This is a genomic window from Pseudomonas sp. ADAK2 (assembly GCF_012935755.1).
Classification (GTDB): domain Bacteria; phylum Pseudomonadota; class Gammaproteobacteria; order Pseudomonadales; family Pseudomonadaceae; genus Aquipseudomonas.
In genome coordinates, this window is the sequence record NZ_CP052862.1 from 5719711 (window position 1) to 5741331 (window position 21621).

Annotated in this window: 26 protein-coding genes; 13 read left to right on the forward strand and 13 right to left on the reverse strand. The window is 60.5% G+C overall.

The annotated features are described in order from the left end of the window. Positions 1-17: 17 nt before the first annotated feature. Positions 18-725: a peptide-methionine (S)-S-oxide reductase MsrA gene (gene msrA / locus HKK52_RS26335; RefSeq protein WP_169373181.1), complete on the forward strand. Its 708-nt coding sequence runs from the start codon at positions 18-20 to the stop codon at positions 723-725. Here msrA and HKK52_RS26340 read toward each other — a convergent pair. From HKK52_RS26340 to HKK52_RS26355, 4 genes are all read right to left on the reverse strand, one after another. Beyond that, on the reverse strand, positions 720-1202 hold the full coding sequence (locus HKK52_RS26340) for a GNAT family N-acetyltransferase (protein WP_169373182.1): 483 nt from the start codon (positions 1200-1202) through the stop codon (positions 720-722). The two genes, msrA and HKK52_RS26340, sit on opposite strands and share 6 nt — an antisense overlap. A 44-nt stretch (positions 1203-1246) precedes the next feature. Then, the gene (locus HKK52_RS26345; RefSeq protein ID WP_169373183.1) at positions 1247-1651 is read right to left on the reverse strand and encodes a GNAT family N-acetyltransferase; all 405 of its coding nucleotides are present in this window, start codon (positions 1649-1651) and stop codon (positions 1247-1249) included. Continuing rightward, positions 1648-2661: a sensor domain-containing diguanylate cyclase gene (locus tag HKK52_RS26350; RefSeq protein ID WP_169373184.1), complete on the reverse strand. Its 1014-nt coding sequence runs from the start codon at positions 2659-2661 to the stop codon at positions 1648-1650. The genes HKK52_RS26345 and HKK52_RS26350 overlap by 4 nt, the downstream gene beginning before the upstream one ends. Before the next feature lie 75 nt (positions 2662-2736). After that, the gene (locus HKK52_RS26355) at positions 2737-3642 is read right to left on the reverse strand and encodes a LysR family transcriptional regulator (protein WP_169373185.1); all 906 of its coding nucleotides are present in this window, start codon (positions 3640-3642) and stop codon (positions 2737-2739) included. Positions 3643-3744: 102 nt separating this feature from the next. On the opposite strand from HKK52_RS26355, the gene HKK52_RS26360 reads away from it, so the two are divergent. After that, positions 3745-4920 carry an aspartate aminotransferase family protein gene (locus HKK52_RS26360; protein ID WP_169373186.1) on the forward strand — a complete coding sequence of 392 codons (1176 nt, stop codon included), beginning with the start codon at positions 3745-3747 and terminating at the stop codon, positions 4918-4920. 6 nt (positions 4921-4926) lie between these two features. On the opposite strand, the gene HKK52_RS26365 is transcribed toward HKK52_RS26360, so the two are convergent. The 8 genes from HKK52_RS26365 to HKK52_RS26395 all read right to left on the reverse strand — a co-directional run bounded on the left by HKK52_RS26365 (position 4927) and on the right by HKK52_RS26395 (position 10158). Continuing rightward, positions 4927-5181, reverse strand: coding sequence for a Txe/YoeB family addiction module toxin (locus tag HKK52_RS26365; RefSeq protein WP_123410195.1), 255 nt, complete (start codon positions 5179-5181; stop codon positions 4927-4929). After that, complete coding sequence (locus HKK52_RS26370) at positions 5178-5432, reverse strand: type II toxin-antitoxin system prevent-host-death family antitoxin (RefSeq protein ID WP_123410196.1); 255 nt, start codon at positions 5430-5432, stop codon at positions 5178-5180. Before HKK52_RS26370 ends, HKK52_RS26365 begins: the two co-directional genes overlap by 4 nt. 199 nt (positions 5433-5631) lie before the next feature. Beyond that, positions 5632-6216 (reverse strand): DedA family protein, encoded by a 585-nt coding sequence (locus HKK52_RS26375; protein ID WP_169373187.1) that lies wholly within the window; start codon positions 6214-6216, stop codon positions 5632-5634. Then, the gene (locus HKK52_RS26380; RefSeq protein ID WP_169373188.1) at positions 6201-6626 is read right to left on the reverse strand and encodes a bleomycin resistance protein; all 426 of its coding nucleotides are present in this window, start codon (positions 6624-6626) and stop codon (positions 6201-6203) included. Before HKK52_RS26380 ends, HKK52_RS26375 begins: the two co-directional genes overlap by 16 nt. A gap of 13 nt (positions 6627-6639) precedes the next feature. After that, a complete protein-coding gene (locus HKK52_RS26385) occupies positions 6640-7155 on the reverse strand; it encodes an adenylate kinase (RefSeq protein WP_169373189.1) in 516 nt (171 codons plus the stop codon). A gap of 8 nt (positions 7156-7163) precedes the next feature. Then, on the reverse strand, positions 7164-9065 hold the full coding sequence (locus HKK52_RS26390; RefSeq protein WP_169373190.1) for an alkaline phosphatase D family protein: 1902 nt from the start codon (positions 9063-9065) through the stop codon (positions 7164-7166). Positions 9066-9125: 60 nt separating this feature from the next. Beyond that, positions 9126-9377, reverse strand: coding sequence for a hypothetical protein (locus HKK52_RS32690; RefSeq protein ID WP_237150609.1), 252 nt, complete (start codon positions 9375-9377; stop codon positions 9126-9128). Continuing rightward, positions 9367-10158, reverse strand: a complete 792-nt coding sequence (locus HKK52_RS26395; protein ID WP_169373191.1) for an MlaA family lipoprotein — start codon at positions 10156-10158, stop codon at positions 9367-9369. Before HKK52_RS26395 ends, HKK52_RS32690 begins: the two co-directional genes overlap by 11 nt. 166 nt (positions 10159-10324) lie before the next feature. On the opposite strand from HKK52_RS26395, the gene HKK52_RS26400 reads away from it, so the two are divergent. Next, positions 10325-11035 (forward strand): response regulator, encoded by a 711-nt coding sequence (locus HKK52_RS26400; protein ID WP_169373192.1) that lies wholly within the window; start codon positions 10325-10327, stop codon positions 11033-11035. After that, positions 11032-12381: a sensor histidine kinase gene (locus HKK52_RS26405; RefSeq protein ID WP_169373193.1), complete on the forward strand. Its 1350-nt coding sequence runs from the start codon at positions 11032-11034 to the stop codon at positions 12379-12381. The genes HKK52_RS26400 and HKK52_RS26405 overlap by 4 nt, the downstream gene beginning before the upstream one ends. A gap of 43 nt (positions 12382-12424) precedes the next feature. Here the strand turns inward: HKK52_RS26405 and HKK52_RS32815 are convergent, their stop codons facing one another. After that, positions 12425-12556, reverse strand: a complete 132-nt coding sequence (locus HKK52_RS32815) for a hypothetical protein (RefSeq protein WP_272900291.1) — start codon at positions 12554-12556, stop codon at positions 12425-12427. 295 nt (positions 12557-12851) lie between these two features. Between HKK52_RS32815 and HKK52_RS26410 the strand changes: the two genes are divergently transcribed. From HKK52_RS26410 to HKK52_RS26450, 9 genes are all read left to right on the forward strand, one after another. Continuing rightward, a complete protein-coding gene (locus HKK52_RS26410; protein ID WP_169373194.1) occupies positions 12852-13850 on the forward strand; it encodes an ATP-grasp domain-containing protein in 999 nt (332 codons plus the stop codon). Between the two features lie 78 nt (positions 13851-13928). After that, positions 13929-15068 carry a trypsin-like peptidase domain-containing protein gene (locus HKK52_RS26415; protein ID WP_169373195.1) on the forward strand — a complete coding sequence of 380 codons (1140 nt, stop codon included), beginning with the start codon at positions 13929-13931 and terminating at the stop codon, positions 15066-15068. A 69-nt stretch (positions 15069-15137) separates the two neighbouring features. Continuing rightward, positions 15138-16274 (forward strand): phosphoribosyltransferase domain-containing protein, encoded by a 1137-nt coding sequence (locus HKK52_RS26420; protein ID WP_169373196.1) that lies wholly within the window; start codon positions 15138-15140, stop codon positions 16272-16274. Beyond that, the gene (locus HKK52_RS26425; protein ID WP_169373197.1) at positions 16264-17022 is read left to right on the forward strand and encodes a trehalose phosphatase; all 759 of its coding nucleotides are present in this window, start codon (positions 16264-16266) and stop codon (positions 17020-17022) included. Before HKK52_RS26420 ends, HKK52_RS26425 begins: the two co-directional genes overlap by 11 nt. Then, positions 17015-18109, forward strand: a complete 1095-nt coding sequence (locus HKK52_RS26430) for a cysteine protease StiP domain-containing protein (RefSeq protein WP_169373198.1) — start codon at positions 17015-17017, stop codon at positions 18107-18109. Before HKK52_RS26425 ends, HKK52_RS26430 begins: the two co-directional genes overlap by 8 nt. Beyond that, positions 18109-19059 (forward strand): HpcH/HpaI aldolase/citrate lyase family protein, encoded by a 951-nt coding sequence (locus tag HKK52_RS26435; protein WP_169373199.1) that lies wholly within the window; start codon positions 18109-18111, stop codon positions 19057-19059. Before HKK52_RS26430 ends, HKK52_RS26435 begins: the two co-directional genes overlap by 1 nt. Continuing rightward, the gene (locus tag HKK52_RS26440; protein ID WP_169373200.1) at positions 19056-19835 is read left to right on the forward strand and encodes an HAD-IB family hydrolase; all 780 of its coding nucleotides are present in this window, start codon (positions 19056-19058) and stop codon (positions 19833-19835) included. Before HKK52_RS26435 ends, HKK52_RS26440 begins: the two co-directional genes overlap by 4 nt. Beyond that, positions 19816-20403 carry a TerD family protein gene (locus HKK52_RS26445; protein ID WP_169373201.1) on the forward strand — a complete coding sequence of 196 codons (588 nt, stop codon included), beginning with the start codon at positions 19816-19818 and terminating at the stop codon, positions 20401-20403. The genes HKK52_RS26440 and HKK52_RS26445 overlap by 20 nt, the downstream gene beginning before the upstream one ends. Beyond that, positions 20400-21581 (forward strand): TerD family protein, encoded by a 1182-nt coding sequence (locus tag HKK52_RS26450; RefSeq protein WP_169373202.1) that lies wholly within the window; start codon positions 20400-20402, stop codon positions 21579-21581. Before HKK52_RS26445 ends, HKK52_RS26450 begins: the two co-directional genes overlap by 4 nt. Positions 21582-21621: the final 40 nt, after the last annotated feature.

Genomic DNA, 21621 nt, shown 5'->3' on the forward strand with positions numbered 1-21621 from the left:
TCCAAGGAGTCAGCCCCATGAAAACCTCACTCACCTGGCGCCGTACCTTGCTGGGCCTGGCAGCGGCCAGTGTTATCGGCCAATGCTCGGCATTCTCGTTCGGTGCTTCTGAAGATGCCGTGGTTATCCCGGCGCCGACCCTTGACGAAACCACCCAGGCCCACAGCGAAACCGCCGTCTTCGCCGGCGGTTGTTTCTGGGGTGTCCAGGGTGTGTTCCAGCATGTAAAGGGCGTGAAGAAAGCCGTGTCCGGTTATGCCGGAGGCGCGGCTAATACCGCTGACTACGAGAAGGTCAGCGAGGGGGATACCGGGCACGCCGAGTCCGTCGAAGTCACTTTCGATCCGACCCAGGTCAGCTACGGCACCTTGCTGCAAATCTATTTTTCGGTGGCCCACAACCCCACGGAACTCAACCGCCAGGGCCCTGACACCGGCACCCAGTATCGCTCGGCGATTTTCCCGGCCAACCCTGAACAGACGCGCGTCGCCCAGGCCTACATCGCCCAGCTCGACGCCGCACATTCGTTCAACAAACCCATCGTCACCAAGTTGGAAACCTACAACGGCTTCTATCCGGCAGAGGACTATCACCAGGACTTCCTGACCGAGCACCCGACGTATCCGTACATCGTGATCAACGATATGCCGAAAGTGGCGCAGTTGAAGCAGCTGTATCCGGAGCGGTATCAGGAGAAAGCGGTGTTGGTGAAGGCCGGGTTATAAGCGCTTGCCCATCTCAAATGCGCGCATTTCATAACCCAATTCTTCATACAGACGAAGGGCTGGTGCGTTGAACGCCCAAACGGTCAACCGAAGGTCCGTGGCGCCCTGTTCGATGGCCCAGGCTTGAGCACGCTCCATCACTGCACGCCCAACACCTTGGCCACGAGCATCGTCGTCAACACAGACCGAGCCCACCCGGCCCACCTGTTGATGCTGAACCAGCGGACTGTTGAACGCAGTGACTTGCACGGTGATGAAGCCAATCGCCTTGCCAGCCTGCTCGGCGAGAAAGGTCACCTGATGTTCGCTGTCGAGGTACGGCTGCCAGTGACCGCTGTCCCGCGCGTAATCTTCAGTGGCCGGCGCATAGATATCCGGGCGTTCACGGTGGTGGAGGCTGTTGAGTTGCTGGCCCAGTTCGCAAATGGCCAGGAGATCGTCCGGTGTGGCCCGGCGATACAGGGGAGGGGACGTCATTGGCTATCCTTAGCGTTGATTGTTTTCAGTGAGTATACGTTTGCTTACTGGCTACGCGGACGCTCCATCGCAATGGTCGAGGCTTCAAAACCCAGGCGGGAAAAGAACGCCCAAGCACCTTCCCGGCCTGCGCGCAGTACCCAGGTGATGTCGGAATTTCCTCCCATCACATGTTCAACCAGCGCCCGACCTACACCTCCACGTCGATGCTGCTCACTCACGACCACCATCGACAGATAACCGTTGGACAGCCCATCCGTAATGCCTCGGGCAAACCCGACGATTCGCGAGTCCTTCACTGCGAGCGCCGTGCGTTGGGAGTTGGCGAGCAGTTGCGCGAAATGTTCGGCCGAGCCGGTACGGTGAGCCCAGCCATTCTGCCCAAGAAACAGCCGCACGGATTCGACTTCCGAAGGCTGCACATCGCGAACAAGCAGACCGGCGCTCATCCGGAAATCACATTCTTGCCCATCACCTTCGACCGATACAGCGCCTGATCGGCCCGGGCCAGCAGCCCGGTCTGTTGTTCCTCGTCAAAGCGCTGGACCACACCAAAACTCAGGGTCACTTGAAAGTCTCCCACGGGCAGCAACCCCGTCAGGTCCTGGCGAATTGTTTCCGCGATCCCGCGCGCATCGACCAGCGAGGTGTTGGGCAGGATCATGATGAATTCGTCGCCACCCCACCGGGCCAGCACGTCACCGTCGCGCACACTGTTTTTCAGGCAGTGGACCACTTGCACCAACGCCGCATCGCCCAGGGCGTGGCCGTAGTGATCGTTGATGGTCTTGAAGTCGTCGATGTCCATGGCGATCAGCGACAGCGGCTGGCGAAATCGCTGGGAACGCTCGCATTCCTGAGGCAGGGCCTTTTCCAGGCGATAGCGATTGGCGACCGAGGTCAGGGCATCGGTTTCCGCCAGTTTGCGGTTTTCTTCGAGCTGGATTTGCAACTGCTGATTGACCCGCGACAGCTCCCGGGTCCGTTCTTCGACGAGGGCTTCGAGGGAGTGATTGCGCCGTTGCAGCTGTTCGAGCAGGCGTTTCTTGTCTTCGATGCTGCGGTGCGCGCCGACCATCCGCGCCACCGAACCATCGGCATTGCGCGCCAGGATATAGCCGCGGTCTTCGATCCAGGTGTAGGTGCCATCCTGCCGACGGCAGCGATATTCGGCCTGATAACCGGGCGCGCGTTGACTCAGGTAGTCATCGAACAACGCCATGACCCGCGGATAATCATCGGGATGCATCACGGTTTCCCAAGTCAGCACCGAGTTGTCCAGCGAGTGCGGCGGGTAGCCGAGCATCACGTACCAACCGGGGTTGCGGTAGACGAAACCGGTGTTGGCGTTCCAGTCCCAGATGCCGTCGCTGACCAGTTCCATAATGGTGTGCAGCAGGTCTTCGTTGAAGTCCGACAGATTGAATTTCACCGGCTCGATACTCGATGTGTCGCCCATCACCGCTCTCCTTGCCGCCCTGATATCGAAGTGACTCACCCGCCGAGCAGATTAGTCCATGGCACCGCGGCGCCGCTAGTGCTTGCCCCACTTCTGTACGGCGAAGTCGACGAAGCTGCGCAGTTTCGGCAAACGGTAGCGATCCTGGGTGTAGACCAAATGCATGGGCCGGCTCGGCAGTTGGTAGTCCGGCAGCAAGGCCACCATTGTTCCGTCCTTCAAGTCTTGCTCCACCAACGCGTCGGGGACCATCACGATGCCCATGCCGGTGCGCGCCGCTTGATGCAGACCGGCTGAGCTGTTGATCAGCATCGGTCCACTGACTGAAACCAGGACTTCACCCTCGGGGCCGGTCAGGCGCCATTGTTTTTCCACCGAGTGCCAGTCGTCTCCGGCCGGGTAGGCGAAGGCCAGGCAGTCGTGATGTTGCAGGTCTTCGGGCTTCTGCGGGGTGCCCCGGCGCGCCAGGTACGCCTTCGAGGCGCACATGGTCAGGGTGTAATCGATGAGTGGGCGGGCAATCATGTTGGACGGTTCGATTGCGCCCAGGCGGATAGCCGCATCAAAACCGTTCTCCAGCAAATCCGGACGGCCGTTGGTGAGCACCACGTCCAGTTTGACCTGCGGACAACGCAAGGAAAATTCGCTGAGCGCCGGCGCCAGCCGTTCGGTGCCAAACGTCAGTGGCGCGGTGATGCGCAAGGTGCCGCTCGGTTCATCGAGGGCCTGTTCGGCCAGGCGTTCGGAGTCGGCCACCAACCCCAGCACTTCGAGGCAGCGCTGGTAATACGCGGTGCCAAATTCCGTCAGGCGCTGGCGCCGGGTCGTACGGTTGAGCAAGCGCACGCCGAGACGTTGCTCCAGAGCGCGCAGATGATTGCCGACCATGGTGGTGGACATTCCGCACTGGAAGGCGGCGGCGGTCATGCTGCCAGTTTCCACCACGCGGACGTAAACGGTCATTGCCTGGAACAGGTCCATTATCAAGCCCGACTTCTAAATGATTGAAGTATTGCAGCGTTTATCCAGCTCAGGTGGCTAACCATACTGCAAAAACACCGACCTTTGATGGAGCTTGATGTCATGACCGCCGCCTGCCTGATGACCACCTACCAACCTTTGGCCCTGAGTTTTACCAAAGGCCTGGGGACGCGACTGTGGGATCAGGCGGGGCGCGAGTACCTGGATGCCGTGGCGGGCGTGGCGGTGACCAATGTCGGCCACTCTCATCCGGAAATCGTCTCGGCCATCAGCGAGCAGGCCGGGTTGTTGCTGCATACGTCGAACCTGTACAGCATCGACTGGCAACAACAGCTGGCGCAGAAACTGACGCGGCTGTCGGGCATGGACCGGGCGTTTTTCAATAACTCCGGCGCCGAGGCCAACGAGACGGCACTGAAACTCGCACGGCTTTACGGCTGGCACAAAGGCATCGAACAACCCTTGGTGGTGGTCATGGAGAACGCTTTTCACGGGCGCACCCTCGGCACTTTGTCCGCCAGTGACGGCCCGGCGGTACGCCTGGGTTTCAGTGAATTACCGGGGGATTTCATCAAAGTGCCCTTCGGCGACCTCGAGGCTCTGGACAAGGTGCAGCAAGCCCACGGCCCAAGAATCGTGGCGATCCTGATGGAGCCGATCCAGGGCGAAAGCGGTGTGCAACTGGCGCCGCCCGGTTACCTCAAGGCTGTGCGCGAGCTGTGCAATCTACGCTCGTGGTTGCTGATGCTCGACGAAATCCAGACCGGCATCGGCCGCACCGGCCATTGGTTCGCGTTCCAGCACGAAGGCATCGTCCCGGACGTCATGACCCTGGCCAAAGGCCTGGGTAACGGCGTGCCCATCGGCGCCTGCCTGGCCCGGGGCCGAGCCGCCGGGCTGTTCACTCCCGGCAGCCACGGCAGCACCTTCGGTGGTAACCCACTGGCGTGCCGGGTCGGTTGCACCGTTCTGGAGATCATCGAAGAACAAGGCCTGCGGGAAAACGCCAAGCTACAAGGCGAACGCCTGCTCGCCCGGTTGTGCATCGAACTGGCCGACAATCCGAACGTCCTGGCAATCCGCGGCCAGGGCTTGATGATCGGCATCGAACTCAAACAACCGATCCGCGACCTCACCCTGATCACCGCACGCGATCACGGCCTGCTGATCAACGTGACCCGTGGCAAAACCATTCGGTTACTGCCACCGCTGACGATTGATGAGCGGGAAGTGGAGATGATTGTCAGAGGGATATGCCGGGTGCTGAACGCAGCCTGAGAATACTTAGTAGTGATATCTGCACATCACGATCTGTATCGCACCCTCTTCGATCGCGTAGACCAAGCGATGCTCCGTTGTAATCCGGCGAGACCAGAAACCGCTCAGATTGTGTTTCAGCGGTTCAGGCTTGCCGGGGCCGCTAAAAGGTTCGCGCTGAATTGCCTTGATCAACAGGTTGATCCGTTTGAGCCCGGCCTTATCGTTTTGCTGGAACCACAGGTAGTCGTTCCAACCTTCAGTAGTGAACTCGATATTCATTCTTCAATGAGTTGCCTGGCTTTGGCTTTCCCTGCTCGCAGGTTGCCGATCGATTTGATCAAACGTTCAGCATTGGCCGGGGAACGTAGCAAGTACGCGGTCTCCTCTAGAGCGTTGTACTCCGCCAGAGACATCATCACCACGGGTTCGCCTTTCTGACGAGTTACCAGGAGGGGGGCACGGTCTTCATTGACCCGATCCATGGTTTCAGCCAGATGTGCACGCGCGGTGGTGTAGTTGATGGTTTGCATGATGTAGTCCTCGCTCAATGCAAAGAACGTACAGAAATGAGTACAGGATGGCAAGGCGATACCTCCGAGTGGTCGTTACGCAGACGATGTATCCGCATCTGCATTGAGTATCGCCTAAGCTTCTTCAAGACGTTTCCGCAACCCCTGTAATCCCATTCCGATAAGTATGTGATCAGCCCGAGCGTCACCCCGAAATAACTCACTCAACATGCCGCGCTTTATGCTTCGCCCGCCAATACCGAACCAACCCAACCACCACCGCCAACCCCACAACCGCCAACGCAATCGGCAAACGATACGGTTTCAAATTCCCCAGCATCGTTTCCAGCGCTTCGCCCGCCCAATACCCGGCGCTGGCAAACACCGTGGCCCAGACCACCGCGCCCAAGGCATTCAACAATGCGAACCGCAACGGCGATAAACCGCTGGCGCCGATGACCATCGGCCCCACCAGGCGCATGCCATACAGAAAACGTACGGCAAACACCGAGGTCGATGGATAACGCCCGATCAGCCCCGTTACGCGATCGATCGCCGCTTGTTGCCGGTGCAGGCGCGGCAGCAGGCGTGCGCCGAAATAGCGTCCAATCCAGAACAGCAACTGATCCCCCAACATCCCGCCCAGGCTGGCCCAGCCAATCACCGGCCACAGGTGCAGCAGGTGTTGGTGAGCGGCCATGCCGCCGAGGATCAGGATGGTTTCGCCCTCCAGCAAACAGCCGAAGAACACCGCCCAATAGCCATAAGTGCCGAGCAGATAATGCAGGTCTATGTGTTCAAACACGGCCGCTCCCCCAGACTTTCCACCAACCGGAGCAAGTAACCGTCCGGATCCTGCACCAGAAACTCACGCTGGCCGACTTCCACTGCATCCGCGCGATACCAGACATCGGCGCAGGGACGAAACAGCGGCCATTGAACTTCGGCCAGTCGCTGGAGGAGGGGTTCAACTGAATCGACGGTGATCTGAAAGTTGATGCCGCGACCCAGGGGTGTTTCCAACGGGCCGGTCAGCCATTGGCCTTCGTCCGGGTCGTATTGCTCAAGCATGAACTGGATGCCCTGTTGATCGAGGTAAGCAAAGCCGGGGCGTTCATAGGCGATGTTGAAACCGATCAGCGACGTCCAGAAGTGCAGGCTACTCGGGAGGTGGGTGACCATCAATTCGGGGACTAAGTTGCTCCGTGCAAACATGACGCATCCTTGGTTAGCGGGGTGGTAGCGCGTTGATGAACGTTGTGATTTCAGCCCGGTTCGTCAGTTGCCGTTTCGAACCGCTGAAGCCTTGAAACAGACGCTGATGAACCTTGAATCCGCTGGACCCTTCACGGCTGCGATAGCTGCCGGCCCATTCCAGCAGCGCGATTAGCAGCTCATCGCTCGCGTCACGCTGCGCTTCTCGTTGATGAATCTGGGCGACGCAATCGTCATCGTCCAGGCTCAACCAGATCAGCGCTGTCGCCCGGGGCAGGAGTTCACTGACGATCCAGCCGTAGACGCCTTCGATCACCCACCGTTCTTCACTGGCAGCTACCCGTGCTATTTCAAGGGCTTCATTTCGAGGCCGAGCGATGCTGTGTTCATCGGAAATCCAGTGAACCCGGTCAAGATCGATCCACGGCACCTGCTGCCGTTTGGCCAGGCGCTGGGCCAGCCAACTCTTGCCAGCGCCGGAGTTGCCGATGATCAACGTACGGCTGAGGTTCAAGGTGTTCGCGTTCATAAGGACTGCTACTCGGGCGCAACCATTCGAGTGCGCGGCGAGCCATCGGCATTGTGCTGATAGATCTCCCGCGGCTGACCCTTTTCATTAAACAGCACCTGCCCGATGCCTGCCGAGTTCCACAAGCGCTCACCCGCTTCGGCGTGTTCGGGGGTGTGCGGAACGATGCGCATCAGCCGGCGTTTGGTAAACCAGTTCAGCGGCGAACGGGGCGAGTAGAGCCAGCGATTGAGGCGATCAAACCATTCGAGCAGGGCCGGCGGGAATTCGTTCTTGATGCCGCTGCTGGTGATCTGCCAGATCCGTGGACCGGCCTTGCGATGTCGGATCAAGACTTCGTAGACAAAGGAATAATGCACATCACCCGACAGCACCACGTAGTTACCCGGTGTACGCGAGTGTCGGAAAATGTTCAGGATCACCTGGGCAGCGCCGCGATGAGCCATCCAGTTTTCGGCGTCCACCAGCAGGGGATAACCGCACCAACTGAAGACCCGCTGCACCGTCTCGATCAGCTTGACGCCAAAGATCGGCGCCGGGGAAACGATGATCGCCGACGGGTGATCCAGCAGTTCCTGTTGCAACTCGCTGAGGGCTTCCCAGTCCAGCAGGCCCGAGGGTTGCTTGAGGGTCATCTCGCTGCGCCAGCGTCGGGTGCGGGTGTCGAGCACCACCAGGGCCGGGGTGGTCGGCAACACGTAGTGCCAGTTCTGGAAGCCCAGCAAGTCGTCGATCAGGTTGTCTTGAACGGTGCTGTCGAGATAGCGTTCGGTAGCGCTTAACGCGCGGGTTTTCTCCAGCACTTCGGCGAACGCATCCGGGTTATTGCCCCACCCCTGACACAGCATATAAGCGAGCAACGCGTTGCCGATGATGCGCTTGGAGAACGGATGGCCGTAGGCGGTTTCTTCCCATTGTGCGGACAGATTCCAGTCATCGGTCACGTCGTGGTCATCGAAAATCATCAGGCACGGCAGATGCGCCATCGCCCGGCCAACGCCACCGAGGCCGGCCTTGAAAGCATCGATGCGGGTCTGCTCAAGGGCATAGCGTTCGCGTCTTTCCTGCGTCAGCGTCGGCGGTTTCGGGTCGATCAGTGTCCAGGCGGTTGGCGCCCAGACCAACAGGTACATGGCCATGACTTCGGCAAACGTCACCAGGTGATTGTCGGCACTGCTGCTGGTGAAAATCGGCTTACGTGCGCCGCCGAAAAATCGCTCGCGCAGGGTTTCGTTACTCTCAAGCGCCGGTAACAAATCCGCACGATGGTAGTAGCTGGCCGCGTGTTCGTAGAGTGTGGCGCTGTCGCTGACCACGGCGCCTTCGAGGTGCTCGTCGAACAAGCCCAGGCGCTGGATCAAGGCATGGATCGCCCGCAGCATCGGCCCTGCGACGTCGTCGGCGTAGACCTGGTCGCCGCTCATCATCAACAGGGCCGGGCGCTCCGTTGCTTCATGGTCGGTCGCCAACAGACGATCCACACACAGCAAGCCGTCCGCCGCCGGGTGATGGGGTTTACGGCAGGAGCCGTGCAGCAGTTGATCGATCCGCGAACGCAGGACGAAATTCGGGCAACGGGCGTCGCCGTACAGCAAGTGCGGGGCCCAGTCGGCGATGCCGGCGTCGTCAATCAGCAGGTCGTACTCGATCAACGTGTCGCAGGGCAGGGCGGTGTCCAGCGGCACATCGATCAAGTGAATAAAGGCATGGGTGCCGACCGGGATAATCGTGCATCGCCCGGCGTCAAGACGGATATCGCCGACCCCTTGCAGACGCAACGTCAGTGACAGCGCCCGAGAACCCACGAGCCACAACACCAGCCGCGTGGGCTCCAGCCGCCGTAACAACGGCCCGACCAGCACAGGGGGCAGGGATTGATGATTGTCGGGCAGAGGCAAAGGCATGGACATCCGGGTTCAGGCTACGAAGAAGCGCCGAATAATAGCGCAGTGGATGTCAATGCATTGCAACTAGCCGCCTGACCTCATGACCCCCGTCTCACCATTGGCCACCAACCATCGAAACAAATCACTCACCGACACCGTATGGCTCCTCTCCATCCACCGCACCAGCGCCGGCCCATAGTGTTCGGTGTAGCGACTCAGCACCAACTCGCGACAATCCTCCGACAAACGCAGGGTAATCTCCCGGCAATGCAAATGGGCCGAGTCGTTCTGTGTCACACGCTGTTGCAATATCAAACTCCGGTTTTCAGAACCCATCGGCCGGCGCTCCTGTGCATTGAGATTGGGTGGCTTGCGGTGAGCCCTGTTTGCCATCGGCCACGAAGGTCGCACGATGCTCGGCCACGACATTGCGCAGCGCGCTGTAATAGTCCGGCAGTCTTTTCAGGCTATCGGTGAGTGGCAAGGCTTCGGCCCGGCCATCGACGATGCCGCCAACCGTGTTGATCGTGGAAAGTGTGTCCACGGTATCGCTGTTGTTGCCGAACGGATCGACCACAAAACTCAGTACACGCCCGGCGGCGTCGCGGCTGTTGGAAGTGCCGAACAACGGCAGTTCGACGATCGGCCCGTTGCCGATGCCCCACACGCCGAAGGTCTGGCCGAAGTCCGCGTTGTGGCGCGGGATGCCGACCTTGCCGGAAACGTCGATCAACCCCACCACCCCGACCGTGGTGTTAAGCGCAAAACGCCCCAGGGTGTTGACCGAGCGCATCGGGTTGCCTTGCAACAAGTCGTTGATAAAGACCTTGGGCTCGCCGAAGTTCGCCACGAAGTTATGCACACCCGTCTGGAAAAAGTCCGGCAGGTAGCGGTAGCCGCGTGCAACCGGGGCCATGGCGTAGTCGTCGAGCACCCGGTTGAACGCAAAGACCCCGCGATTGAGCGGTTCCGCCGGGTCGTACACGGAGTAGCCAATTTCGGCGCAGGTCACGCGGGTGTCGGACGGCGGTTGACTGCTACAACCCGCCAACCCGGCGGCCAGCATGGCAATCGAAGTGTTGCGGGCCAGCCAGGGAGCACATTTGAAAGGCAACATGGACGCTAGTCTCGGGAGGAATTGGCCGAGATGCTGAACCCCAAGCCTTGCGCAAAGATGTCCGGTTTATTGCGCCGATGACGCTTTATTGCATGATTGAAATATATGACGGGCTGGCGTGAATGGTTTTAGATGGCGGTTCCATTCGGCCCTTAAGTGACCTTCGGTGAACAGCCTTTTAATCGTGGACGACGACCTTGAGGTCCTCGATCTGCTGAAAAAATTCTTTGTGCAGCACGGCTACAGCGTCGAGGTCGCCACCGATGGCGCGTCGCTGTGGGCGGCCATCGAGCGCCAGGTGCCGGACCTGATCATCCTCGACGTGATGCTGCCCGGCGACAGCGGGCTGATCCTGTGCCAGCAACTGCGGATTCGCCACGCCCTGCCGATCATCATGTTGACCGCCATGGGCGAGCTCAGCGACCGGGTGGTCGGGCTGGAATTGGGCGCCGATGATTACCTGACCAAACCGTTCGACGCCCGCGAGCTGCTGGCCAGGGTGCGCGCCGTGCTGCGTCGCGTGGATGAGCGGCGTCCGGTGTTGCAGGAGCGCCCACGGCCGTTGATCGACTTCGCCGACTGGCACCTCGACGTCACGCGCCGGGAGCTGCGTTCGCCGGACAACGTGATGATCCCGTTGTCGGCCGGTGAGTTTGACTTGCTGCTGGTGTTCGTCGAACACCCGCAACGCATCCTCACCCGCGAGCAACTGCTGGACCTGGCGCGGGGGCATAGTCATGAAGCGTTTGATCGCAGCATCGACGTCCAGGTCAGCCGCCTGCGGCGCAAACTCGAGTCCGACACCAAGCGCCCGGCGATGATTCGCACCGTGCGCAATGGCGGTTATCTGTTCACCCCCAGCGTGACGCGGCGATGAGCGGGCTCAAACGAAACTGGCCGCAAGACACGGTGGCGCGCTGGATTGCGTTGACGATCATCCTGGCGATGCTGATTTCCCTGGCGCTCAACGGGCTGTTTATCCAACTGGCCGGGGTGTGGGCGCGGCCGCCGCTGACCGAAACCGGATTGCTGGAAAAAATCGCCGCCATCACCCGCGTCATCGAAGCCGCCCCGGCACCAATGCGCAGCCAATTGGCCCACGCCGTCAGCGACAAAGGCTTCACCGTCAGTTGGCACCTGGATCAACGCGAACTGAATCTGCCGACAGTGGATGACCCCATTTCCCACGAAAGCATGGCGATCCTGCAGCCGCTGTTTAAATCCGCCGACCGGCGAATCGAAGCCTATGAGCCGTCCGACTGGACGGAGCACCCGGCGGACGCGCATTACGCGCTGGTGGTCGAACTGCCGGACGCCTCGTGGCTGATGTTCTCGGCGCCCTCGCGCAGTTGGGGCCTCGACGAGGCGCCACGCTACCTGATCGTGATCCTGCTGGTGCTGGTCTCCACCGCCCTGGTCGCACTGATCGCCACCCGCCGCCTCGCCACCCCGTTGCAGCGCTTCGCCGAAGGCGCCCGACGCTTCGGCACGGACTTCCGCGCTCCGCCCATCGAGCCGCTGGGGCCCCACGAAATCCGCCAGGCCATTCTCGCGTTCAACGCCATGCAGGCCCAGTTGCAACACTTCATCCGCGACCGCACGCAAATGCTCGCCGCCATCTCCCACGACCTGCGCGCGCCCCTGACGCGGATGCGCTTGCGGGGCGAATTCATCGAAGACACCGGACAACAGCAGCGGCTGTTTCGCGATGTGGATGAAATGCAGGCCATGATCAATTCGGCGCTGGAGTTTTTCCGCGACGACGCGCGGCTTGAGCCGGCGACCCAATTTGATCTGGCGGAACTGCTGCAAACGCTGTTGGATGATTACCGGGATCAGCGTATCGACATCGCCTTCTGCGGGCCGCTGCGGCTGGTGTATTTCGGCCGACCGCTGGGGCTCAAGCGCGTCATCACCAATCTGCTGGATAACGCGATCAAGTACGGCAATGAGCCGACGATCGAGTTGATCCCGAGTGCGGATCAGGTGCGAATCAACATACTGGATCGTGGGCCGGGGATTCCCGAGTCCAGTCTTGAACAGGTATTTGTACCGTTCTTCCGCATGGAAGGTTCGCGCAACAAAAGTACCGGGGGCGTGGGTCTGGGGTTATCGGCCGCGCGGGCGATTGTGTTGGAGCATGGGGGAGAATTGAGCCTGCGTAATCGGGCGAAAGGCGGGTTGGAGGCGACGGTGGTATTGCCGGTGCATCCAGCCGCGTGAAGTCATGCCTGGCTATCTATGGCTTGGCTGGTGGGGACGACACTTAATGCATCGGCACCAGGGACAGCGTGATAGACAGTATGACCAGCCCGACGATAAAACCGGACACCGCCCCGGCCATGTTGCCGAAAAGCAGGCCCCAGCTGCCGCGATTGAGCACCACCCAGCGCCACATGAACCCCCAGGCCGCTGCAAAATATCACAAAGCGTAGAAACTCCATTCACTCCCTTCCTTACGCGCAGTAACAAAAAAATCGCGCTCCACTTTCGCAGAGCACTGACGATGGGCGGCACGATATCAAAAACAGGGGATTGCGCCACTGCCCGGGCGTACGGTGAGAAGCGCCTGTAGGGAATTAAGTAGCCTTTTGCTTCAGGTCCGTTATCGTGGCGGGAAATTCAGTTGCCGTAGGACTTCGTTACTCAATGCGAGTAGCGATCCCGGTCGATATTCATTCAGGAGCGTAAACGTGATCTGGTTTCTCGAAGGTCAATCCAGCCAGCGCGACATTCTTATAGGCGCGCGCGAGGCACTGCCGGCGAACGTCAGGATTTTTGCTTCCCATCGTAAGGATCGACCTGAAATCACGAGTCAGGCAGATGTCAGCTTTCAAGAGCCCCTGGACAACGAGGAGCGCATCGACTGGGTGATCGCCACAGCGCTTGAGCACGGCATCAAAGTGATCCTTGCCGGGCGTATCGGCAGCTTCTATGAAGTGGCGCGAGATCGCTTCGAAGCCGCCGGTTTGCAGTTGGTGACGGGCGGGATGTCCATGGACACCTTCGATAACGTCGACGATAAAAGCCGCTTCACCGCAGAAGCCGAGCGCGCCGGGCTGGCGTGCATTCCCGCCGTGACGATCAACAATGCCCAGGAACTGGCCGCGGCTTATGAGTTGCTGTCCGCGCAAGGCGAGGTGTGCATCAAACCGGTCGTCGGTATTTACGGGCAAGGTTTCTGGCGGTTCAAGGACGATGTCGAGCCGTTCCGCTGCCTGGAAAACCCGGATGTGCGGGAAGTCGACTTCGACACCTACCTCAGCCTCTATAAGGCCAGTCCCGAGCGGAAGCCGATGCTGGTCATGCCGTATTTGCCGGGTAGCGAGTGTTCCGTCGACATGGTGTGCGAAGCAGGCAAGCCGGTTGCGTTCGTCGGCAGAAGAAAGCAGGGTGTTCACCAGACCTTCGAGCGCGAGTCCGCCGCCGTTGAACTGGCGCTCAAGGCCGCGGCGCACTTCAAGTGCGATGGGCTGGTCAATGTCCAGACCCGGGATGACCACAATGGCGTTCCCCATCTGCTGGAAATCAACCCGCGTTACTCCGGCGGCATTGGCTACACGAGGGCAACCGGGGTAAACCTGGCTGGAATCTTCGCCGTTCGTCGGCTGGGTCTGCCAGAACCCGCGGGCCAGTGGGTGGACAACGTCCGGGTGAAGCCAATCACAGTTGCCGTTATAGCGCCTTCCTGATATTACAACGCCACATAGACAGTGAATGATTGTTGCTGTCTTGGCATAATTGCCAGCTACCGATCAAGGAACGACAGGATGAAGGCGCTTACGCCTGGAGCCAACGCCGCTATTTCAGGCGTCAAATGTGCATGGACGCTAGAGTGCAGCCACTCTACCGCCTTTGGGGAATACGCAGCCGTAGCGCTGCTGCCCGTCACTGAGAAGCGTCTTCCGACAGGTGACCCGGCTCTGTTTCAAGTCACTCAACAGTGGATGGAATGGAGCGGTACGCCGTCGTCCATTGGTTGTTCCCTGGACTTGTCCCGTCTTCCCGGCGGCAGCGAACGGCTGCTGCTGGTCGTTTATACCTTTTCCGCCGCTGGCCCTCTCAGCGAACTCAAGGACCTGCGGCTGCAAGTCGACAACCAGGTCGAACTGTCCCTGGACCTGAAAAGCAACGGTGAATCTGCGATCGTCATCGGCGAGTTCTACAGCCGCAACGATCAATGGAAATTCCGCGCACTGGCCGAAGGTTCGGCGTATGGCCTGGCCGCGATGGGCCGGCGAATGGGCATCACGATTGATGATGCGCACCCCAATCGCCGTCCGTATTCAGGGGATTCCGCGAGGAGTCGTACCTCGGCTACAGGCACCGGGTTCGTCGTATCGCCCAACCAGGTCATGACCTGCGCCCACGTGATCGAGGGGATGGAGGAACTGCACATTGCCTCGTTTGCCGGTCGTTACCGCGCCGAAGTGGTGGTGGTTGATCAGCGCAATGACATGGCGTTGCTGCGCATTCAGGATTGCCCGCCGCTGTCGCCCGTGGTCTTCAAGGAAGGGGTCGGTTGTGCGCTGGGTGAGTCGGTGATTGCCCTGGGCTTCCCGATGGCAGGCCTGGCGGGCGGCGGCGTGCATGTAACGCAGGGCGGCGTGTCCGGTCTGTTCGGGTTGCACAATGATGCAAGCCTGCTGCAGTTCACGGCGGCCATTCAGCCGGGGTCCAGCGGTAGCCCGTTATTCGATAGCAGCGGGGCGGTCATCGGGATGGTGACGTCGTCGCTGCCGGATGCGCAAAACATGAACTTCGCGGTCAAGGCCGGGTTGTTACTGGCTTTTCTGGATGCCTGTCATGTCTCGCCACCCAAATCTCCAACCGGTCGGGTTTTTTCGACCGCCGAAATGGCTCGTGAAGCCCAGTCGTCACTCTGGCGGATCGAAGCCCGAAATCCTTAGAGGCACCCTGCTTTAAAAATAGTGAAGGGTTGTCAGTTCACTAATTCGCCTCTTTTAGGAATGTTGCACATGGAATTCGCAGTAGAAAAATCCACGACCACCACACTCAGCGCTCAATTGAAGCGCGGGCTGATGGAAGTCGATGTCGATGAATCCTCCATCGAACCCCATTCGTTATTCGGGTTCGCCGAACGCCGTAATCCTAAACGGGCGTTCCTGTTTGTGTCCCGCGTCCTGGGCCGCCATATTCCGGTGCGCCCCTCGATCATGCAGGCCAGTTACGAAAGCCTGGCAGCCAAGATTCCCGCTGACTTGCCCGGCCCGGTCCTGGTGATCGGCATGGCCGAGACGGCCGTCGGCCTGGGCGCCGGTGTACACCGCGCCTACAGCAAGACCCGCCCGGACACCGTTTACATGGTCAGCACGCGCCATCCGGTCGGCACCGAGCTGTTCACCCGTTTTGAAGAAGAACACAGCCACGCCAGCGCGCACCTGATTCACCAGCCCACCGATCTCGATGTGCGGGAAATGATGCTCAACGCGCGTTCCCTGGTGTTGGTCGACGATGAAGCCTCCACCGGCAAGACCTTCATCAATCTGCATCGCGCCCTCGTGGATGCCGGCCTGAGCAAAGTGGAGCAGGTCGTGACCTGCGTGCTCACCGATTGGTCCCGTGGCGCGGTGCGCAACGTGTTGGGCGAGACGGCGACCCAGGTTTCGCTGTTGCAGGGCGCTTATCGCTTCTCTGAGGATAAAGATGCACCGCTGCCGGAAATGCCCGATGTTGGCGCCGTTGCCGTAGGCGAATGGCCGCTCGACCCGCGTAACGATTGGGGACGCTTGGGCGTGCGTCATGTCGAGGACACATTGGCCCCGCATATTCAGGTCAAGCCGGGCGAGCGCGTGATGGTCGTCGGCACCAGCGAGTTCGTCTGGCGTCCGTTTCTGTTGGCCGAGCGTCTTGAACGAGCCGGGGCTGATGTGCATTTCAGCTCCACCAGCCGCTCGCCGATTGCCTTGGGCCATGAGATCGGCCACGCCTTGTCGTTCTCCGATAACTACGGCCTGGGCATTCCGAACTTTCTCTATAACGTGCGTCCGGGGCAGTTCGACCGTGTGTTGATCTGTACCGAAACGCCTGCGCAAGCGGTTCCCCAATCGCTGATTGATGCGCTGAACGCGGAGGTCATTGTCGATGAGCAATAAGCGTCCCCTGATACTCATCGATCTTGATGACACCTTGTTCCAGACCGCTCGCAAGATGCCACAGGGCGCGGAACGCCATACCGCGACGCTGGATGTCGACGGCCAGCCCAACGGCTACATGAGCGCCGTGCAGAAAAACTTTGTCGAGTGGTTGCTGGCATCGGCCGATGTCGTGCCGGTCACGGCGCGCAGCGTCGAAGCGTACAGCCGCGTGCAATTGCCTTTTGTTGCAGGCGCCGTGTGTTCCCACGGTGGCGTGATCCTGCAGCCCGATGGCTCGCTGGATCGTGATTGGCATGGGCAGATGACCGACACGCTGGCGGCGTATCAGGATCGTCTTCCGGCCCTGAGTGCGGCGACCCTGGCCATCGGCGAGGAAATGGGTTTTTCCCTGCGCGGATGGGTGGTGGAAGAGCAAGGCCTGTTGAATTACGTGGTGACCAAGCACAACGAGTCGGACGATTCGGTGCTGCAAAAGGTTTTGGCCGAGGTTCAGGCCCGAGGCCTGCTGGACGACATGCATATCCACGGCAACGGCAACAACCTCGCGTTCCTGCCGCACGGCTTGTCCAAGCGCCTGGCGGTTCAAGAACTGCTGCGCCGCGACCGCGCTGCCAATGGCGAGCGCCCGGTGCTGGGGTTTGGTGACAGCGTCACCGACCTGGGCTTCATGAACGAATGCAACTTCTGGGCGACCCCTGCCAATAGCCAATTGGCCAAAGTAGTGGAGGCGATGATCCATGGTTAATGCCTTTGCCCATCTGACCACGGTTGGCAGTGGCAGTTACGCGTCCGATGACGTGCACTTTCTGCTGCAACCCGTCGACATCGAAGTGACGGACGTTGAAGAGAAAGAGCGCCTGATCCAGACGCGGCAGAAGCATTACTCCGAGATGATCAGTCAGGAATCGGCCCCGACCGAAGTCCACAAAGGGCTGTACCAGCGTGCCATGGCGCAAAACTCGGTCAGGATGGCCCGCGATGTCCAGTCCTTGGCACTGGCCTTGGACCGGGCTTGTGACGGCCCTTCGATCGCGCTGGTGTCGTTCGTGCGCGCGGGGCTGCCTTTGGGTGTGTTGCTGCGCCGCGCGCTGTTGGACCTGGGGCGCGACGCCCACCATTACGGCATCAGCATCGTGCGTGACCGGGGCATCGACATGATTGCCCTGGAAGCGGTGGTTCAGGCTCACGGCGCTGAGAACATCGTCTTTGTCGATGGCTGGACCGGCAAGGGCGCCATTTCCGGGGAGATCCAGCGCAGCCTCAAGGGCGACACGCGTTTTCCCGAGCAGCCACGCCTTGTGGTCCTGGCCGACCCTTGCGGGCGCGCCTGGCTGGCGGCTTCGGCCGAAGACTGGGTGATTCCGTCCGGCATCCTCGGGGCCACGGTGTCCGGCCTGGTCTCGCGCTCCATCTGGCCGGCCAACGGTGGCCTGCATGGTTGCGTGGTCTACGACCACTTGCATGAACACGACGTTACGCGCGAATTCATCGACCAGATCGAAGCCGAGCGTCAGGCGCTGCCTGCGGTCGAATCCGCCGCACCCTGGACTGAAGCGCAGCGCAACGAGCTGCAGGCTTCGGCACTGAGTGTCATCGACGCGATTGCCGCGCAATGGGGTATTACCAATCTGAATCGGGTCAAACCCGGCATTGCCGAGGCCACGCGTGCCGTCCTGCGCCGGGTGCCGGATCAGGTGCTGGTGCGCGATCGCAGCGATCCGGACGTGCAATTGCTGATGCACCTGACCGAGCGCGCGAACGTGACGGTTGAGGAGATGGGGGCTGCCCTCGGTCCTTATCGTGCCGTGACCGTCATCCGGAGTTTGAGCTGATGAAAACACTATCGCCCTATGCCCTCGGTGCAACCCTCTACATGCCGGCCACCCGCGAGGACATCCTCGATGTGGTCCTGCACAAAAAACTGCCCGAGCTGCGGTCGATGGTGGTGTGCCTGGAAGATGCGGTCGCGGACATCGACGTCGAAACGGCGCTGGCCAATCTGCACAAGCTGCTGCTCTCGATTGACCAACAGGGTGGCCGCTCGGTAGACGGCCCCATGTTGTTCGTGCGACCGCGTGATTCGCAGATGGCGGCCGTGCTCAACGACTGGCCGTTGATGGTGCATGTGGACGGTTTTGTCCTGCCCAAGTTGAGCCTGGCCAATCTGCGCGCGTGGGAATTGGCGGTGACCAACCCCGACATCTTCCTGATGCCGACCCTGGAGACCCGTGAGGTCTTCAACCCGGTGGCGATGATCGAGCTGGGCACGGCGCTCAAGCAGACCCTGGATCACCGCATCATTGCCCTGCGCATCGGCGGCAATGATTTGCTGGGCTGCCTGGGCCTGCGGCGCAATCCCGCGACCACGCTTTACAGCACGCCCATGGGTTACGTGATTCCGATGCTGGCCGGGGTCATGGGATCGCAAGGTTTCGCCTTGACCGCCCCGGTGTTCGAGCGTCTGGCCACCCCGCATTTACTGCTGGAAGAACTGAGCCTGGACATTGCCCATGGCCTGGTGGGCAAAACGGCGATTCATCCAAGCCAGATCAGCAGCATTCAGGACAGACTGCGGGTCAGTCTCGAAGATCTAAATTGTGCCAAATTGATGCTGAATGAAGTCGCGCCCGCGGTCTTCAATCACAATGACACGATGTGCGAACCAGCAACTCACTTAAAATGGGCCATAAATATCCTTGAGCGTGCCAAGTGGCATGGTGTCAGGCATGCGGAGCCGAGCCATAGCGATCAGTCGATCCGTCTTGCCGAGGCCGGCCGATGACCCAGGAAATGCTTGAGATGGGCCCGGCCGGGGCCAAGGTTCTGTCGGTCTTTGACTTCGACGGCACCTTGACCCGGCACGACAGCTTCGTTCCCTTTCTGAAATTTGCGTTTGGCAAAATCGAATTTGCCAAACGCTTGCGCCTGCTCGCCGGACCGGGAGTGCGTTACCTGACGCGTCGCTTGTCGCGTGACGAGCTCAAGGCCCGGCTGATCGCCGCGTTCCTCACCGATGCCAAGGAAGAGTGGGTCCGGCACAAGGCCGCGGAATTCTGCGGCCTGTACTGGACCCGTCTGATGCGTCCTGCCGGTTTGACCTCGGTGGCTGCCGAAAGACAGGCCGGCAGTGAAGTCACCTTGTGTTCCGCCTCGCCGGCATTGGTCCTGAAGCCGTTTGCCGATCGCCTCAATATCAAATTGATCGCCACCGAACTGGAAGTCGTCGATGGGCGCCTGACCGGGCGCATATCGGGCAACAACTGCCGCTGTGAAGCGAAGGTGCAGCGACTTGAAGCGGTGTACGGCGACCTGACGCAATACCGCCTGCGCGCCTGGGGCGACACTCGCGGTGACCACGAACTTCTGGCTGCTGCGCAAGATGCGCACTGGCGACATTTCCACCCTGCATGGCGCCGTGGGCGTCTGCGGGTATCCAAGACCCTGGCCCGAGAAGCTGGCGTTGCGCCGATGGCAACTCGTCCGGTTGAGGACAGCAAAGAGACACCCTCGCAATTGACGACCAACAAGGAGCGTACCGATGGCCCTAACTCTGACTAAAAACCAATCAATCTCCCTGGAAAAAACCGCCGGCGGTGGCCTCACGGCGATCACGCTCGGCCTCGGCTGGGATCCGGAGAAAGCCGGGTTCATGGGGCGGTTGATGGGTAACGGTGGTGACGTCGACCTGGATGCCTCCTGCATTCTGTTCGATGCCGACTTCAAGCCAGTGGACCTGGTGTGGTTCCGTCAATTGACGTCCCGCGACGGTTCGATCCAGCACTCGGGCGACAACCGCACCGGTGAAGGCGCCGGCGACGACGAAACCATCACCGTTGATCTGCAGCGCCTGCCGGCCACCGTCAAGTCACTGGTGTTCACCGTGAACAGCTTCACAGGCCAGAACTTCGAGAAGATTGCCAACGCGTATTGCCGCATCCTCAACGCGAGCAACAAGACCGAACTGGCACGCTTCAATCTGTCCGAGAAGGGCCGTCACACCGGCGTGGTCATGGCCAGCCTGGTGCGTGAGAACGGCGGTTGGGATTTCAAGGCCATCGGTCAGGTGACCAACGGCCGCACCGCTGACGACCTGGTCAACCTGGCGGTTCAGGCGGTGCGTGCATGACCACCCTGGTTCCTGGCGAGAACGCGCCGGTAACCACCGGCCAGGTGCGGATCGATATCAGCTACTCGGCCATCCCGGGTGCTGATATCGACGTGTCTGCATTCGTCCTGAATGCCGCGGGCAAAGTCCGCGGCGACACTGATATGTGCTTCTACGGCCAGACCAATGTGCTGGGCGGAACGGTGCAGATGACCGAGTCGTCCGCCGGTCGTGCGGTCTTCACCCTTGATTTGTCGCGCCTGGACGCGGTGGTCGAGAAGGTGGCGCTGACGGCGACGATCTACGAGAACAAAGCCAGCTTCGACCGGGTATCCCATCTCGCGCTGACCGTCACTGGCGGTATCGAGGCGCAGATACCGACCAGCGGAATGAAAGAAACCGCACTGATCCTCGGCGAGTTTTATCGCCGCCAGGGCGAGTGGAAATTCCGTTGCGTCGCCCAGGGTTTTGCCGGTGGCCTTGAGCCTTTGGCCAAGTACTTCGGTGTCGAAATTGCCGCGCCTGCCCCGGCTCCGGTGGCCGCTCCTGCACCTGTAGCGGCACCTGCCGCGCCAGTGCCGGCAGCGCCGCCGAAGTCTTCGGTGAGCCTGAGCAAAATCACCCTCGACAAGACCCGCTCCTCGATCAGCCTGGAAAAAACCGCCGAAGGCTTTGGCGAGATCAAGGTCAACCTCAACTGGAACAAAGGCAAGGGCGGCGGTTTCTTCTCGCGCAACAACGCCATCGACCTCGATGTGGGTTGCCTTTACGAGTTGCAGGATGGCTCCAAAGGGGTGGTCCAGGCACTGGGCAACAGCTTCGGCGATCTCGACTACGACCCTTACATCCGGTTGATGGGCGATGACCGTACCGGCGCCGTCAGCGATGGCGAATGGCTGCACATCAACGGCCGGCATTGGGGTGATATCCGCCGGGTGCTGGTGTTCGCCTTCATCTACGAAGGCGCGCCGAACTGGCGTGAGACCGATGGCGTCGTGACCATTTATGTCCCGGGTCAGCCACCGATCGAAGTTCGCCTGAATGAAGAGGGCGGTCGCCTTGGCATGTGTGCAATCGCCCTGCTGGAGAACGAGGGCGGCGGCGTCAAGGTCAGCCGACGGGTCGATTTCCACAAAGGTCATTCGGTCATGGACAAGGCTTACGGTTGGGGCATGCGCTGGTCGGCAGGTTCCAAGTAATTATTTGAAAAACGGCGGGCCGGTCCGGTCCGCCCTAGAG